10 protein-coding genes are annotated in these 13,134 nt (G+C 67.0%); 9 read left to right on the top strand and 1 reads right to left on the bottom strand.

Annotated features, from left to right (window positions below; genetic code table 11):
• The first annotated feature begins 14 nt into the window (after nucleotides 1–14).
• Together C665_RS02840 and C665_RS02835 are read left to right on the top strand one after the other, a co-directional pair.
• Nucleotides 15–1,388 carry a phenylacetate--CoA ligase family protein gene (locus C665_RS02840; RefSeq protein WP_004299614.1) on the top strand — a complete coding sequence of 458 codons (1,374 nt, stop codon included), beginning with the start codon at nucleotides 15–17 and terminating at the stop codon, nucleotides 1,386–1,388.
• Nucleotides 1,376–2,749, top strand: coding sequence for a putative O-glycosylation ligase, exosortase A system-associated (locus C665_RS02835; RefSeq protein ID WP_004299613.1), 1,374 nt, complete (start codon nucleotides 1,376–1,378; stop codon nucleotides 2,747–2,749). The genes C665_RS02840 and C665_RS02835 overlap by 13 nt, the downstream gene beginning before the upstream one ends.
• On the opposite strand, the gene C665_RS02830 is transcribed toward C665_RS02835, so the two are convergent.
• Nucleotides 2,689–4,506 carry an asparagine synthetase B family protein gene (locus C665_RS02830; protein WP_245537129.1) on the bottom strand — a complete coding sequence of 606 codons (1,818 nt, stop codon included), beginning with the start codon at nucleotides 4,504–4,506 and terminating at the stop codon, nucleotides 2,689–2,691. The two genes, C665_RS02835 and C665_RS02830, sit on opposite strands and share 61 nt — an antisense overlap.
• A gap of 172 nt (nucleotides 4,507–4,678) precedes the next feature.
• Between C665_RS02830 and C665_RS02825 the strand changes: the two genes are divergently transcribed.
• From C665_RS02825 to C665_RS02795, 7 genes are all read left to right on the top strand, one after another.
• Nucleotides 4,679–5,653 carry a hypothetical protein gene (locus C665_RS02825; protein WP_245537128.1) on the top strand — a complete coding sequence of 325 codons (975 nt, stop codon included), beginning with the start codon at nucleotides 4,679–4,681 and terminating at the stop codon, nucleotides 5,651–5,653.
• Entirely contained in the window at nucleotides 5,650–7,086 is a 1,437-nt protein-coding gene (locus C665_RS02820) for an MBOAT family O-acyltransferase (protein ID WP_004299610.1), read from the top strand. The genes C665_RS02825 and C665_RS02820 overlap by 4 nt, the downstream gene beginning before the upstream one ends.
• A 141-nt stretch (nucleotides 7,087–7,227) precedes the next feature.
• On the top strand, nucleotides 7,228–8,466 hold the full coding sequence (locus tag C665_RS02815; protein ID WP_004299608.1) for a hypothetical protein: 1,239 nt from the start codon (nucleotides 7,228–7,230) through the stop codon (nucleotides 8,464–8,466).
• A 34-nt stretch (nucleotides 8,467–8,500) separates the two neighbouring features.
• Nucleotides 8,501–9,646: a glycosyltransferase family 4 protein gene (locus C665_RS02810; RefSeq protein WP_004299606.1), complete on the top strand. Its 1,146-nt coding sequence runs from the start codon at nucleotides 8,501–8,503 to the stop codon at nucleotides 9,644–9,646.
• 3 nt (nucleotides 9,647–9,649) lie between these two features.
• Nucleotides 9,650–11,206, top strand: a complete 1,557-nt coding sequence (locus tag C665_RS02805; protein ID WP_004299604.1) for an MBOAT family O-acyltransferase — start codon at nucleotides 9,650–9,652, stop codon at nucleotides 11,204–11,206.
• Nucleotides 11,206–12,303: an alginate O-acetyltransferase AlgX-related protein gene (locus tag C665_RS02800; protein ID WP_004299602.1), complete on the top strand. Its 1,098-nt coding sequence runs from the start codon at nucleotides 11,206–11,208 to the stop codon at nucleotides 12,301–12,303. The genes C665_RS02805 and C665_RS02800 overlap by 1 nt, the downstream gene beginning before the upstream one ends.
• 12 nt (nucleotides 12,304–12,315) lie before the next feature.
• Nucleotides 12,316–13,134 (top strand): tetratricopeptide repeat protein, encoded by an 819-nt coding sequence (locus C665_RS02795; RefSeq protein WP_040828379.1) that lies wholly within the window; start codon nucleotides 12,316–12,318, stop codon nucleotides 13,132–13,134.

The raw sequence follows: 13,134 nt of genomic DNA, 5'->3' as shown, positions 1-13,134 counted from the left end.
CGGAGGAAAACGAAATGTCCGGCCTCTACACCCGCCTGGTCTCGGGCCTGCTTTTCCCGCTCCACGAGCGCCTCAAGCAACACGACAGCGTCGCCCTGCGGCGCGGCCTGGAGGATAGCCAGTGGTGGCCGCGCGAGCGCATCGAGGCCCTGCAGCTCGAGCGCCTGCGTGCGCTGCTGGTGCATGCGCGCGACCACGTGCCCTATTACCGCGAAGGCTTCGCGCGCATCGGCTTCGACCCCGCGGCGATCGCCAGCCTGGCCGAGCTGCAGCGCCTGCCCTTCCTGGGCAAGGCGGAGATCCGCGCCAATACCGAAGCCTTGAAGGCCGACGACGCGGTCGGACTGGCTCGCTTCAACACCGGCGGCTCGAGCGGCGAGCCGCTCATCTTCTTCATCGGCGACCGGCGTGTGAGCCACGACGTCGCCGCCAAGTGGCGCGCGACGCGCTGGTGGGGCGTCGACATCGGCGATCCCGAGATTGTCGTGTGGGGCTCGCCGATCGAGCTCGGCGCGCAGGACCGGGTGCGCGCACTGCGGGATCGGCTGTTCCGTACCGAGCTGCTGCCCGCCTTCGAGATGTCCGCCACGAAGCTGGACGGCTTCGTCGCCCGCATCCGCGCGCGCCGCCCGAAGATGGTCTTCGGCTACCCTTCGGCGCTGTCCCATATCGGCCTGCACGCCGAAAGGCGCGGGATTCGCATGGACGACCTCGGCATCGAGGTGGCGTTCTGCACCTCCGAGCGCCTCTACGACCACCAGCGCGAGGCCATCGAGCGTGTCTTCGGCTGCCCGGTCGCCAACGGCTACGGCTCGCGCGACGCCGGCTTCATCGCCCACCAGTGCCCGCAAGGCGGCATGCACCTCACTGCCGAGGACCTCATTGTCGAGATCGTCGATGGCGAGGGCAGGGTGCTGCCGCCCGGGCAGGCGGGCGAGATCGTCGTCACCCATCTCGCCACCGGCGACTTCCCCTTCATCCGCTATCGCACCGGGGACGTGGCGGTGATGGACACCGCGACCTGCGCCTGCGGGCGCGGCCTGCCGATGCTGAGGGAGATCCAGGGACGCGCGACCGACTTCGTCGTCGCCCGCGACGGCACCGTGATGCACGGGCTGGCGCTGATCTACGTGCTGCGCGACCTGCCCCAGGTGGCGGGCTTCCGCATCGTGCAGGAGTCGCTGGAGCACACTCGGGTGCAGGTGGTGCCGGGCGTGGGGTTCGACGCCGACACTGTCGGTCGGATCGAGCACGGTCTGGCGGCCCGGCTCGGCGAGGGGGTGCGGATCGACGTGGAGCAGGTTGCCGAGATTGCGCCGGAGAAGTCCGGAAAGTATCGCTACGTCGTCAGCAAGGTCGACGCCTCGGAGGTGTCATGCGCGACCTGATCGTCACCCTCGCGGTGTTCGGCACGCTGCCCTTCATCCTCAGATACCCGTGGATCGGCATTCTCGCGTGGTCGTGGCTGAGCTACATGAATCCGCACCGGATGGCCTGGGGCTTCTCGACCTCGATGCCCTTCGCATTCATGGTCGCGCTCGCCACTTTCGTCGGCATCCTGTTCTCGCGCGAGAAGAAGGAGATCGTGTGGTCGCGCGAGACCTGGCTGATGCTGGTGTTCACCGGATGGATGTTCCTGACCACGGCTTTCTCGTGGTATCCGGGCCTGGCCTGGCCGCAGTGGGACAAGGTGTGGCGGATCATGTTGATGACCTACGTCACCCTGATGCTGATCCGCGACCGCGACCGCGTTCACTGGCTGGTGGTCGTGATCGCCTTCTCGCTGGCCTTCTACGGGGTGAAGGGCGGCATCTTCGTCCTGACCGGGGGCAGCGGAAACAACGTGCGCGGCCCCGGCGGCTCCTTCATCGAGGACCGCAACTCGATCGGCCTCGCCCTGCTGATGACGGTCCCGCTGCTCTGGTACATCCGCCTGCAGCTCAAGGTGGCCTGGCAGCGCCTGGGGCTGCTCGCCATGTCCGTCCTCACTCTGATCGCCGTGATCGGCACGCATTCGCGCGGTGCGCTGGTCGGGCTCGGCGCCATGGGGGTGTTCTTCCTGCTCAAGGCGCGCAACCGGCTCGGGGTCCTGATCGGGATCATCCCGGTGGTGCTGGTCGTGTTCTACGTGATGCCGCCGGAGTGGTTCGAGCGCATGCACACGATCCAGACCTATGATGAGGACGGCTCGGCACAAGGGCGCATCTACGCCTGGGGGAATGCCGTCTACATCGCCAACTCCAGCCTGCTCGGCGGGGGTTTCCGCGCGGTCACGGGCTTCGGAGGCACCGATTCGCACAGCAACTGGTTCGGTACGCTCGGCGAGCAGGGCTGGCCCGGTCTCGTCATGTTCGTGCTGCTGCACATCTTCACCTGGCGGTCGGCGACACAGATCATCCGCATGGTGAAGCCGCACAAGGAACTGACCTGGGCGCGGGACCTCGCCGCGATGATCCAGGTCAGCCTGATCGGCTACATGTCGGCCGGCTCTTTCCTGGGCCTGCAGTATTTCGACCTGTTTTACCACCTGATCGTGATCATCGTGGCGGTGCGTGCGATGCTGGAAAAGGAGCTCGCGGGGCAGTTCCCCACCGCCGCTCCGTCGACGCTGGGGCATCGGAAGACTCCCCCCATGACGGCTCGAAGCTTGGGGACGACCACCCCGCCGGCCTCAACCGGTCTGCGCAGTCAGGAGTTGGCGCGCAGCCAGAGCTCGAGTTCGACGAGCACCCAGATCATCACACCGTAGTAGCTCGCGTGGCCGCTGGCGTGCTCGCGGCGCAGCAGTGCGAGATAGTCGGGCTTGACAATGCCGCGTCTCCCCAGACTGTCGATTGCGTCGTCCGTCAGCGCCTTGAGCGGCGCATGGTCCTCAAGCCAGATCCCGAACGGCAGGCCGAAGCCGTGCTTGCTCTTGGTGATCGTCGCATCGGGCAGGAAGCCGCGCAATGCATCTTTGAAGAGCACGCGCAGGCGTCCCTTGTCCACCTTCTGACGCGGCGTCAGATGTCCGGAGAACTCGACGAGGTCGTCATCAAGGAGCGGGAAACGAACCTCCACGCCTGCCGCCTCGCACATCCGCGTAACCTTGCGCAGATCGTTGTCGGCGAGCGTGATCTTGTGGTCGAGGTGCATCATGCGCTCGACCATCTCCGGCGAGGCGCAACGGAAGTAGGCTTCGCGCGCCAGTTGAAGTGGGCGTCCGGTATCGACCGAGACGAGAAATTCCGGTTCGAAGATCTCCTGCAGTGGGTTGCGATGCAGGAAGTTGTAGGTTTCCATGCGGTCGGGCAGCGGAATGCGGGCCTGCCTGACATAGCTCTGCGCCTTTCGTACCGGCAGAATCGACTGGCCGAGCGGAAAATTCATCACCATCGGCTCGAGCAGTCTGCGCAGCGGTAACGGCACACGGTGGTAGTGCTCGAAAACACCCTGTTTGGCGTAGCGCTCATTGCCGCCGAAGAATTCGTCTCCGCCGTCCCCGGCGAGCACCACCTCGATACCCCGCTCGCGCGCCATCTTTGCGCAGAAGTAGGTGGGTGCGGCCGACGCGTTGCCGAAGGGTTCGTCGTAGGCGGCGGCGATCAAGGGCATCGCCTCGATCAGATCGTCCGCAGTCACGTAGTACTCGTTCGTTTCGGTTCCGAAATGGCGGGCGGTGAGGCGCGCGTATTCGAGCTCGTCGAAGCCTTCGGCCTCGAATCCGATCGAGAATGTCTTGGCCGGAACGCCGGCGACCTTGCCTAGCATGCCGCTTACGGTCGAACTGTCCGTGCCACCGGACAGGAAGGCCCCTGTGGGTTGTCGGGCGTCGTACTGGCGTGCCACAGCTTGTTCGGTCAGATCCAGGAAGCGCTGGCGCAGCATAGCGTCGTTGGCGCCCCCACCCGCATCGTAAGCCAGTTGCCAGTAGAAGGAGCGCTTTGCCGGCGTGCTACCGGTGAAGGTCGCGCATTCGGCGGGCAGCAGTTTCTCGACGCCAGAGAACGCGGTATCCGGACTGGGCACCATATGGCAGTAGAGATATTCGTAGAGAGCCTGCGGGTTCACCGCTGCTGCGGTCAGGGGGTGGCGGGCGACTGCGCGGGCGCTGGTCGAGAATACCAGCGCGCCACCGACTCGCGCGAAGCACAGCCGCTCGATCCCGGTGCGGTCGATTGCGAGCAGTGCGCAGCGCTGGCGGGTGTCGATCAGGACGAGGGCGAAATTGCCGCGCATGGCCTGCAGCATGTCGTTGCCGGATTTGCGCCAGGCGACGAGCGCGGCGGCAGCGTGACCTTCGGTTTCTGCCCGCTCGCGCAGATCCGCGTCGGGCCAGCGCGGACGGCCAAGGACCGCAGCCACGCAGCCTGCCCCGAGGTCGGTCGCGGTGGAGCAGGCGGGATAGGTGCACGCGATCATGCCGATCTCGCTCGCCTGGATCTGGACGTCGGTCAGCCCCAGCCCTTCGGCAGCCAGCATCGCGCGTAGCGGGTCGTGCGATGTGACCCGCTCGTCGAAATTCACCCAGCCGCACAGTACTCGTCGTTTCGTCATCGCTCTAGAATGCTCTGGCTCGTCGGAATGCCCTAATGGTAGCCGAGGTGAACGAAAGCAAGTGCAATGCGGATCACGTCGGGATGGGGTTATGGGACGCAGGATGGAAGTCTGGCGAAGCATCGGCCTACCAGGGCTCGGGATGGTCATCGCCGTGGTCATGCTCGTTGGTGTCGAAGCGCTGTTGCACTCCGACTCTTTCATGTATCGCCTACGCGCGGTGTTCGCGGTCGGTCGGGCGTTCGAGAAGGTGCTGCACGTCGAGCGCGACACTCCGCGGTGGCTCGTCCTCGGCAACAGCCGGGTCGATAACGGCATCGATCCTCGCACCTTGGCACGCGCAATGCCGACAGGGCCGAGCGTCTTCAATCTGGGCCTGCCCGGAGCCGGCGCTACGACCCTGCTCGGCATCGCTCGGCGTCTCGATGAAGGAGGCCTGCTTGGGCCAGAACGCATCGGCAACGTCCTGATCGGGCTGGACGAGTCCTTGTTGCAGGGAGGCGATGCGCTCGGCTACGAGGTCTTCTTCGTCGCGCCCGTACTGCGGGATGACGGCTTGCACGCCTTCCTGCGCACCCGCATCAGGCTGTGGGGCTACGCCGACAACCTCAAGCAGTTGCGCGAACCGGCCAGGTTCCTGCAGTTTCTCCAGTCGCTTCAGGTCGAGATCGAACCAGCCGGAGGCGGTGCTGCGGAGCGCCAAGGTTATCGGCCCGGTTTCGGTGGGCAGCAGGACGCCGGACAGGTGGCGCGTCAGGAGGCCGGCTCCACCGCTCCGCCGAGCGCCGCGGAGGTGGCGAATCTGTTCAGGCTGGTTGACCTGCTGCGGACAAGAGGCGTTGAAGTTGCGGTGATTTTTCCCCCACTGTCGAACCGGAACGTGCTCTATCTCGAGCTCGAGCACCCCGCAGCCGGACCCTACCTGAGCGTGCGCCGGGCGCTCGAGCAACGGGGGGTTCCCTTGTTCGCTCTCGATCGGGGGCACCGCATGGCGCCTGGCGAGTTCGTCAACGCCGGCCATCTGAACGATCGTGGCGCACAGCGGTTCAGCGCCGAGCTAGGTGCCGCTCTCGCGGGGTCGTCGACCAGCGAAATCCAGCGAGTACCCATACAATGATCTTCAGCAGCGCCAGCTTCATCGTCTTCTTCATCGCTGTCCTGGCCGTGTATGCAGGTGCGCGCACGCATGGCCAGCGGGCGGGCGTGCTGCTAGCGGCAAGCATCCTTTTCTATGCCAGTTGGAAACCGGTATACCTCCTGCTGATCGGTTTTTCGATCACAGCGAACTGGTACGCCTATCGGGGCATGCTCGCAACCCGTTCGCGCGCGTTGATGATCGTGGTCATCGCGGCGAATCTGGGGGTCCTGGCCGCGTTCAAGTATCTTGGACTGCTGATCGAGTCTGCGCTGTGGGTGGCGAGCGCAGTGGGCGGGGAGGTCGCGGTCGCCCGCCCGGGCTGGATTGACTGGGCACTGCCCTTGGGCATCAGCTTTTACACCTTCCAGATGCTCAGCGCGATGATCGACGTGTATCGCGGCTCATGCACCAAGGAGATCGGTTATCGCGACTGGTTCCTTTACGTGACCTTCTTTCCGCAACTGATCGCCGGACCGATCCTCCATGTCCACGAGCTTGTCGACCAGCTTCAGACGCTCAAGCCGATCGCGTGGGAGAACCTGCGCATCGGAGCGTTTATCTTCGTCGGCGGCCTGATCAAGAAGGCCTTGTTCGCCGACAACCTCGCGCCGGTGGTCGACGATCTCTATGCCCACCCCGAGCGCCTCGATCTCATGCGTGCCTGGCTGGCGACCGTAGCTTTCGGCATGGAGATCTACCTCGACTTCTCCGGCTACAGTGAAATGGCGCTGGGGCTTGCACGCATGTTCGGCGTGGTCATGCCGCTAAACTTTCAGTTTCCCTACATCAGCCGCAACCCGTCCGAGTTTTGGCGTCGGTGGCATATCACGCTCTCGCGCTGGCTGCGGGACTATCTCTATGTGTCATTGGGGGGCAATCGGGAAGGTCGCTTCAACACCTACCGCAACTTGATGCTGACGATGTTGCTTGGCGGCTTGTGGCACGGTGCGAACTGGACCTTCGTGTTCTGGGGTTTCCTGCACGGAGCCTTGCTGGTTCTCCATCGTCTGCTGAATGGCGCACTGCGACTGCTGGACGTGCGCCAGGGCTGCCGGATCGATCGTGTGATCTCCTTGCTCGGCTGGCCGACGATGTTTATCGCGGTGCATTTCACCTGGGTGTTCTTCCGCGCGTCCGGCTTCGACCAAGCTTGGCAGATTTGTGCGGCGATGCTCGGGATGGCGCAGCCGGCCGTGCTCGCACCGTTGCGGATGTACGAAGTCGCCGGGGTATTGCTCACGGTGGGGCTCGTGCTGGTCGAGCCGCGTATCGTTGACGTGTTCCGACGCGCCGGCGTCGTCTGGTGGTGGCGTGTGCCCTTCCCGATAAGGGGCACGGCCTACGCGGTATTCGTGCTGATGCTGGTGATGTTTGGTGGTCCGACGCAGAAGTTCATCTACTTCGATTTCTAGCGGATTAAAGGTGCTCCGCGGGCCTGCAGATCATTCGGGCGTGCGGGGGGACGCACTGGCTGCTCGCCACCGTACACGTGGTTATGCTGGGGTAGGGGCTGACCGTCGTGATTGAAGCGCTTCTTAGGAGTCGTTGAGTCAATGTCGTTCGTGTTGGCCCTTTTCGTGTCGTGGTGGATCGGCGCCACCGTGTCGGTGGTCGTTGTGCACCGTGCCGCTCTGCGAGCCCTGTGGAACGAACCCGTGCTCGCACAGCCCGTGCTGATCGTCGAGAGCGACGACTGGGGTCCCGGGCCGGTGGCGGACGCCGACGCGCTTGCAGGGCTCGCTTCCCGGCTCGCCGCGGTGCGCGACCAGCGCGGGAGGCCGGCGGTGATGACCCTCGGTGTCGTGTGCAGCCTGCCGGACGGGGCCGCCATGCTGGCCGACGGCCTTGCGCGCTACCACCGCAGGGCGCTCGATGCGCCCGAGTTCGCGCCGATGGTCGAGGCGATGCGTGCCGGCTGCGGCGCGGGGGTCTTCGCCCTCCAGCGACACGGCATGGAACATTTCTGGCCCGATGCGCTGCTTGCGCGAGCCCGCGTCGATGCCTCGCTGCGCGACTGGCTGGCCGATCCGCAGGCGCGCAGCGAAGGGCTGCCGTCGCATTTGCAGAGCCGCTGGATCGACGCCTCGGTGCTGCCCAGCCGGCCCCTGGATCCCGCGGCGGTGCAATGTGCCGTCGATGAGGAGGCGCGGCTGCTCGAGCGCCTGTTTGGTGCGGCGCCGGTGGTGGCGGTGCCGAACACCTTCGTCTGGGACGACGCGGTCGAGCGTGCGTGGGCGGGGAGCAGCGTGCGCTGCATCGTCACCCCGGGGCGTCGCATCGAGGGGCGTGACGGCCAGGGGGCACTGATGCCGCCGACGCGCGTCATCCGCAATGGAGAGCGCACCGCCGACGGACTGATGCAGTTGGTGCGCGACGACTATTTCGAACCGATCCGCGGCCATCGGGCGGAACAGGTCTGGCAGGCCGTGGCGGCGAAGCGGCGCCTCGGCCGCCCGGTCCTGCTCGAGACCCATCGCGAGAGCTTCGTGGGCGCCGCAGCGGTCGCGCGCGCGGCGAACGACGAGCTGGAGCGGGCCTTGCGCGGGGTGCTCGAACGCCATCCGGACGTGCGCTTCCTGTCCACCGCCGAGCTCGCCGACGAACTGGCCGCTGCGGCCACGGGGCTCGTCACCCGTTCCTTGCCGCACAGGGTGGCCGTCTTCTTGGCCCGGGTCGAGCACGAGCCCGCGCTGCGGCGCTTCCTGAAATACAGCGGCCTGCGGTTCGCGCTCGCGCCGGTCTTCCTGATCGCGGGCGTGATGCATGGCCGCTGCGCCGCGCGGGCACGGTGATACGATCTGGCGCGCTTCGATCCCGAGATCTCCCATGCGGAACCGCTACCTGGTCCTCACCGAGCTTTTCCTGCCCACCAAGGGTGGCACCGCCGTCTGGTTCGACGAGGTCTATCGCCGACTCGGCGGGAAGGAGATCCACATCCTGACGGCGCAGGTTCCGGGCGCCGCCGAGTACGACCGCGATCACCCCAACAGCGTGCACCGCCTGAACCTGCAGCGCGTCGGCTGGCTGCGGCCGGAGTCGCTCGGCATGTACCTCAGGTTCCTCGTCTGCGCGCTGCGGCTCGCGCTCACGCGGCGATTCGATGCGATCCACGCCGGGCGTGCCCTGCCCGAGGGGCTGGTGGCTTGGCTCGTCGCCCGCCTGACCTTGCGCCCGGTCGTGATCTACGCCCATGGCGAAGAGCTCACCGGCTGGGGCCGCGGCAACAAGTACAAGGCGATGTGCTTCGCCTTGCGCCACGCGGACCGGGTCATCGCCAACAGCGATTTCACCCGCGACACCCTGATCGGGATGGGGGTCCGGCCCGAGCGCATCGTGCTCATCCATCCGGGTGTCGACAACGAGCGCTTCCGCCCCGGGCTGCCCGCGGGCGACCTGCGCGCGCGCCTCGGGCTGGGCGATTCGGCACGGCTGATCCTGTCCGTCGGACGCTTGAGCCGGCGCAAGGGTTTCGACACCCTGATCCGCAGCCTGCCGGCGCTGCGCGCGCGCGGCGTCGACGTGCATCTGGCGATCGTCGGCATCGGCGAGGACGCCGACTACCTCGACGGCGTGGCGCGGGAGGCGGGGGTCGCGGAGCGGGTGCATCGGCTCGGCCACGTGCCGATGGAGGACCTTCCGCGCTGGTACAACGCCTGCGATGTGTTCGTGCTGGCCAATCGCGAGATCGGCGGCGACACCGAAGGCTTCGGCATGGTGTTCCTCGAGGCGGCGGCCTGCGGCAAGGCGGCGATCGCCGGACGTGCCGGCGGCACCGGCTCGGCGGTGCTCGACGGGGTGACCGGCCTGCGCGTCGACGCGAGCACGGGGGCCGAACTGGTGGACGCCCTCGCGCGCCTGCTGGACGACCCCCCGCTGCTCGAGTCGATGGGACAGGCGGGGCTCGCGCGCGTGCGCCAGTCGCTGAGCTGGCAGGCGGTGGCCGAGCGCACCCGCAACTGCCTGCGCGCCTGAGCGATGCTGTTCAATTCGCCGCAGTTCATCTACCTGTACCTGCCGATCGTGCTGGTCGGCTTCTTCTGGCTCGCCGCCACGAGCCAGCGCCTCGCCGCGGCATGGCTGGCGGCGGCGTCGTGCTTCTTCTACGCCTGGTGGAACCCCATCTACCTCGGCCTGCTCGGTGCGTCGATCGTCTTCAACTACGGCATGGGCGTCCGCCTGGCGCGCGAGTCCGCACGTCCGGCCGGCCAGCGTCGGCGTGCGCTCCTCGTCTTCGCGGTGGGCGCCAACCTGCTCCTGCTCGGCTACTTCAAGTACTTCAACTTCTTCGCCGAAAGCGCCCGCGTCATCTTCGACGGCCACTGGCATTTCGACGCCATCGTGCTGCCGCTGGGGATCTCCTTCTTCACCTTCACCCAGATCGCCTTCCTGGTCGATGCCTGGCGAGGCGAGGCGAGGGAGTTCAACTTCGTCCACTACACCTTGTTCGTGACCTACTTCCCCCACCTGATCGCCGGGCCGGTGCTGCATCACCGCGAGATGATGCCGCAGTTCGCGCACGCATCCACCTACCGGCTCGACTGGGAGAACATTGCGGTCGGGCTGGCGATCTTCGGGCTCGGCATCTTCAAGAAGGTGGTCCTCGCCGACGGCATCGCGCCGCATGCCAACGCCGTGTTCCAGGCCGCCGAGGCCGGGCAGGCGCTCAGCCTGCTCGACGCCTGGGGCGGCGCGCTGGCCTACACCTTCCAGCTCTACTTCGATTTCTCCGGCTATTCCGACATGGCGATCGGCCTGTCCCGCATGTTCGGCGTCAAGCTGCCGCTCAATTTCGATTCGCCCTACAAGGCGGGCAGCATCTCCGAGTTCTGGCGGCGCTGGCATATGACCTTGTCCCGTTTCCTGCGCGACTACCTGTACATCGCGCTGGGCGGCAACCGCAAGGGGCCGTTGCGGCGCCACGCCAACCTGTTCGTAACGATGGTGCTGGGCGGGCTCTGGCACGGCGCGGGCTGGACCTTCGTGGTCTGGGGGGCGCTGCACGGGTTCTACCTGATGGTGAATCATGCCTGGCGCTGGCTGGTGGGCCGCCTCGGCCTGCGCGGCGGCCGGGCGTGGCGGGTGCTCGGCTGGGCGCTCACCTTCGTGGCGGTGGTCGTCGCGTGGGTGTTCTTCCGCGCGAACTCCTTCGATGCCGCGCTCGCCATGCTCGGCGCGATGACAGGCGCGAATGGCGTGGCCGTGCCGCCCGACTGGCTCAACGCGCTGCACTGGCGGCTGAACCGCCTCGCCGGCGAGATGGGGGTGGGCGCGGGACTGCTGGCCGGGCAGTTCGCCGATGCCTGGGTCTGGCGGGACCTCGCCATCCTGGCGGCGATCGCCTTCTTCGCCCCCAACACGCAGCAGATCATGTCCCGCTACCGGCCCGCGCTCGATTTCCGTGGCGGAGTCGATGAAGCGGGGCTGCTGCGTTTCCGCATCGGCACCCCCTGGCTGGTCGCGACCGTGCTGCTGCTCGCCACGGCGCTGACGCGGGGCGATGCGATTTCCGAGTTCCTGTACTTCCAGTTCTGATGCAGCCGCGCGCCTTTTCCCTCTTCGTCGTCGGACTCACCCTGGTCCTGGTCGCGGCCGCGTGGATGCTGGCGTGGTGGTTGCAGCCGGTCTATGGCGACCTGACCCGCCTCGGCGGGTACGCCGAGCGCACGCATGGCTGGAACGAGCCGGTGCTCGAATTCGATCCGCTTCCGACCTCGTTCGGCGAATGGACGCGGCCGGTGGACATCCTGGTGGTCGGCGATTCGTTCGCGAACCTGCGACCGGCCCAGCAATGGCAGAACCACCTCGCCGCAATGACCGGCTGGAGCGTGCATACGCTCGACGTCCATCGCGTAGACGTGGACGCCTTGCGCGCGTCGCCCCTGTTCGTGGAACATCCGCCGAAGGTGGTGATCTGGAACGTGGTCGAGCGCGGCCTGGCTGCGGATCACGCGAAGGTGGAGGGGCTGTGTCCGAGCTCGCGCCCCGCGCCGCCGCTCGCGCTGCCGCCGCCGATGGCGGTCGTGGCGCATGCCCGCGCGGTGCCGCGGCCGCATGCGCTGGCGGAGGCCAACCCCGGGTTCGCGCGCAGCTGGCTCTACCGCAGTGCCATGCGTGGTCTCTTCGGTGTGCAGGCCGGCAACACGGTGGAGGTCGAACTCGTGCGTGCCGACCTCTTCTCGTCGCGCGCATCCGCCCGCCTGCTGGTGTACGGCGACGATTTCAACAAGGCCGCCTGGAGTGCGGAACACCTGCGCCGGATCCGCTGCGCCCTCGCAGACCTGGCGACGCGCTTTCAGGCCGACGGACGGACGGTGTTCATGACCGCGCTGGCGCCGGACAAGTCGAGCGCGTATCGTCCCTGGGCGCGCGATCCCGCCCGACTGCCAGCCGAGCGGCTGGGCGAGCTCTTCGACGGACTCGATGTGCCCGACGCCCGGCTCGACCTCGCCATTCGCGACGCCGTGGAGCGCGGTGTTATCGACGTCTATATGCCGGACGATACGCACTGGAGCGGAGCAGGGCATGCGCTTGCGGCGCAGGTGATATTCGAGCGCCTGTCGCGCTTGCGTGCGCAGGCGGATGTCGCCAGGGGCGGTGCGCGGGCGCAAGGACCCGAAGCGCCGAAATGACAGGAGACGATGATGGTTAAAGTGCTGCGAGCAGCCGTGTTGCTTGCCGGGTCGATCGCGATGACGGGCGCGAGCGCCGGAACGGAGGCCGACTATCAGGCGCTGCGCGCCTGGTGCGTGCAGCGCCTGCAGAACCAGAACAATGCCGCCTGGCAGGCGGCCAACAATCCGCAGAAATACTTCCACTTCCATCACTTCTGCTTCGGGATGCAGTGGGAGAACAAGGTGGTCGGCTCCGCCTCGCAGAAGGAGCGCGAGCGCTACGTCGGTTCGATCGTCAACGAGACCAGCTACATCATCAGCCATGCGGCACGGTCGCACTTCCTCATGCCGGAGGTCTATTTCCTGCGCGGCTGGGCCCAGTACTACGGCAAGCAGCACATCGAGGCGGAGTCCGCCCTGCTCAATGCCCTGCAACTGGACCCCCGCCATGCACGGGCGGCCGCGCAGCTGGCCACCCTGTACCGGGCGACCGATCGGCGCGCCAAGGCGGCCGAGGTCGTGCGCACGGCCCTGAAGCTTTCGCCGAACGACTTTCGGCTGCGCAAGATGGGCGAGGAGTTCGGCGTCGAGCTGCCGCCGCTGGTGCGCCCGCCTGCACCGAAGCCGGCAGCGCCCGACGAGCCGTCGCAGGCGGAGCCTGCAGACGCCGCTCCGGCCACCTCCGAGGCGACAGTGACGCAGGAGGCGGCGACCGCGGCGCGTTCGGCGGCGCAGGTCGACCAGGATGCCGGCACCGCCGAGGGCGCTTCCCAAGGCTGCCGGTTCTGTCCGCCGGCCGAGATCCAGAAGCGCTGGCGCGAGTCGTTCGGCGAGCCGCAGAAACCCTGA

This window comes from Thauera aminoaromatica S2 (genome assembly GCF_000310185.1).
Lineage (GTDB): Bacteria > Pseudomonadota > Gammaproteobacteria > Burkholderiales > Rhodocyclaceae > Thauera > Thauera aminoaromatica.
The sequence above is the reverse complement of the archived record's forward strand: the minus strand, read 5'-3'. Positions and strand labels throughout refer to the sequence as shown.

Excerpts from the sequence above, each read along its gene's own strand:
- C665_RS02840 (WP_004299614.1), top strand. The coding sequence starts at position 15 with ATGTCCGGCCTCTACACCCGCCTGGTCTCGGGCCTGCTTTTCCCGCTC.
- C665_RS02835 (WP_004299613.1), top strand. The coding sequence starts at position 1,376 with ATGCGCGACCTGATCGTCACCCTCGCGGTGTTCGGCACGCTGCCCTTC.
- C665_RS02825 (WP_245537128.1), top strand. The coding sequence starts at position 4,679 with ATGGTCATCGCCGTGGTCATGCTCGTTGGTGTCGAAGCGCTGTTGCAC.
- C665_RS02820 (WP_004299610.1), top strand. The coding sequence starts at position 5,650 with ATGATCTTCAGCAGCGCCAGCTTCATCGTCTTCTTCATCGCTGTCCTG.
- C665_RS02815 (WP_004299608.1), top strand. The coding sequence starts at position 7,228 with ATGTCGTTCGTGTTGGCCCTTTTCGTGTCGTGGTGGATCGGCGCCACC.
- C665_RS02810 (WP_004299606.1), top strand. The coding sequence starts at position 8,501 with ATGCGGAACCGCTACCTGGTCCTCACCGAGCTTTTCCTGCCCACCAAG.
- C665_RS02805 (WP_004299604.1), top strand. The coding sequence starts at position 9,650 with ATGCTGTTCAATTCGCCGCAGTTCATCTACCTGTACCTGCCGATCGTG.
- C665_RS02800 (WP_004299602.1), top strand. The coding sequence starts at position 11,206 with ATGCAGCCGCGCGCCTTTTCCCTCTTCGTCGTCGGACTCACCCTGGTC.
- C665_RS02795 (WP_040828379.1), top strand. The coding sequence starts at position 12,316 with ATGGTTAAAGTGCTGCGAGCAGCCGTGTTGCTTGCCGGGTCGATCGCG.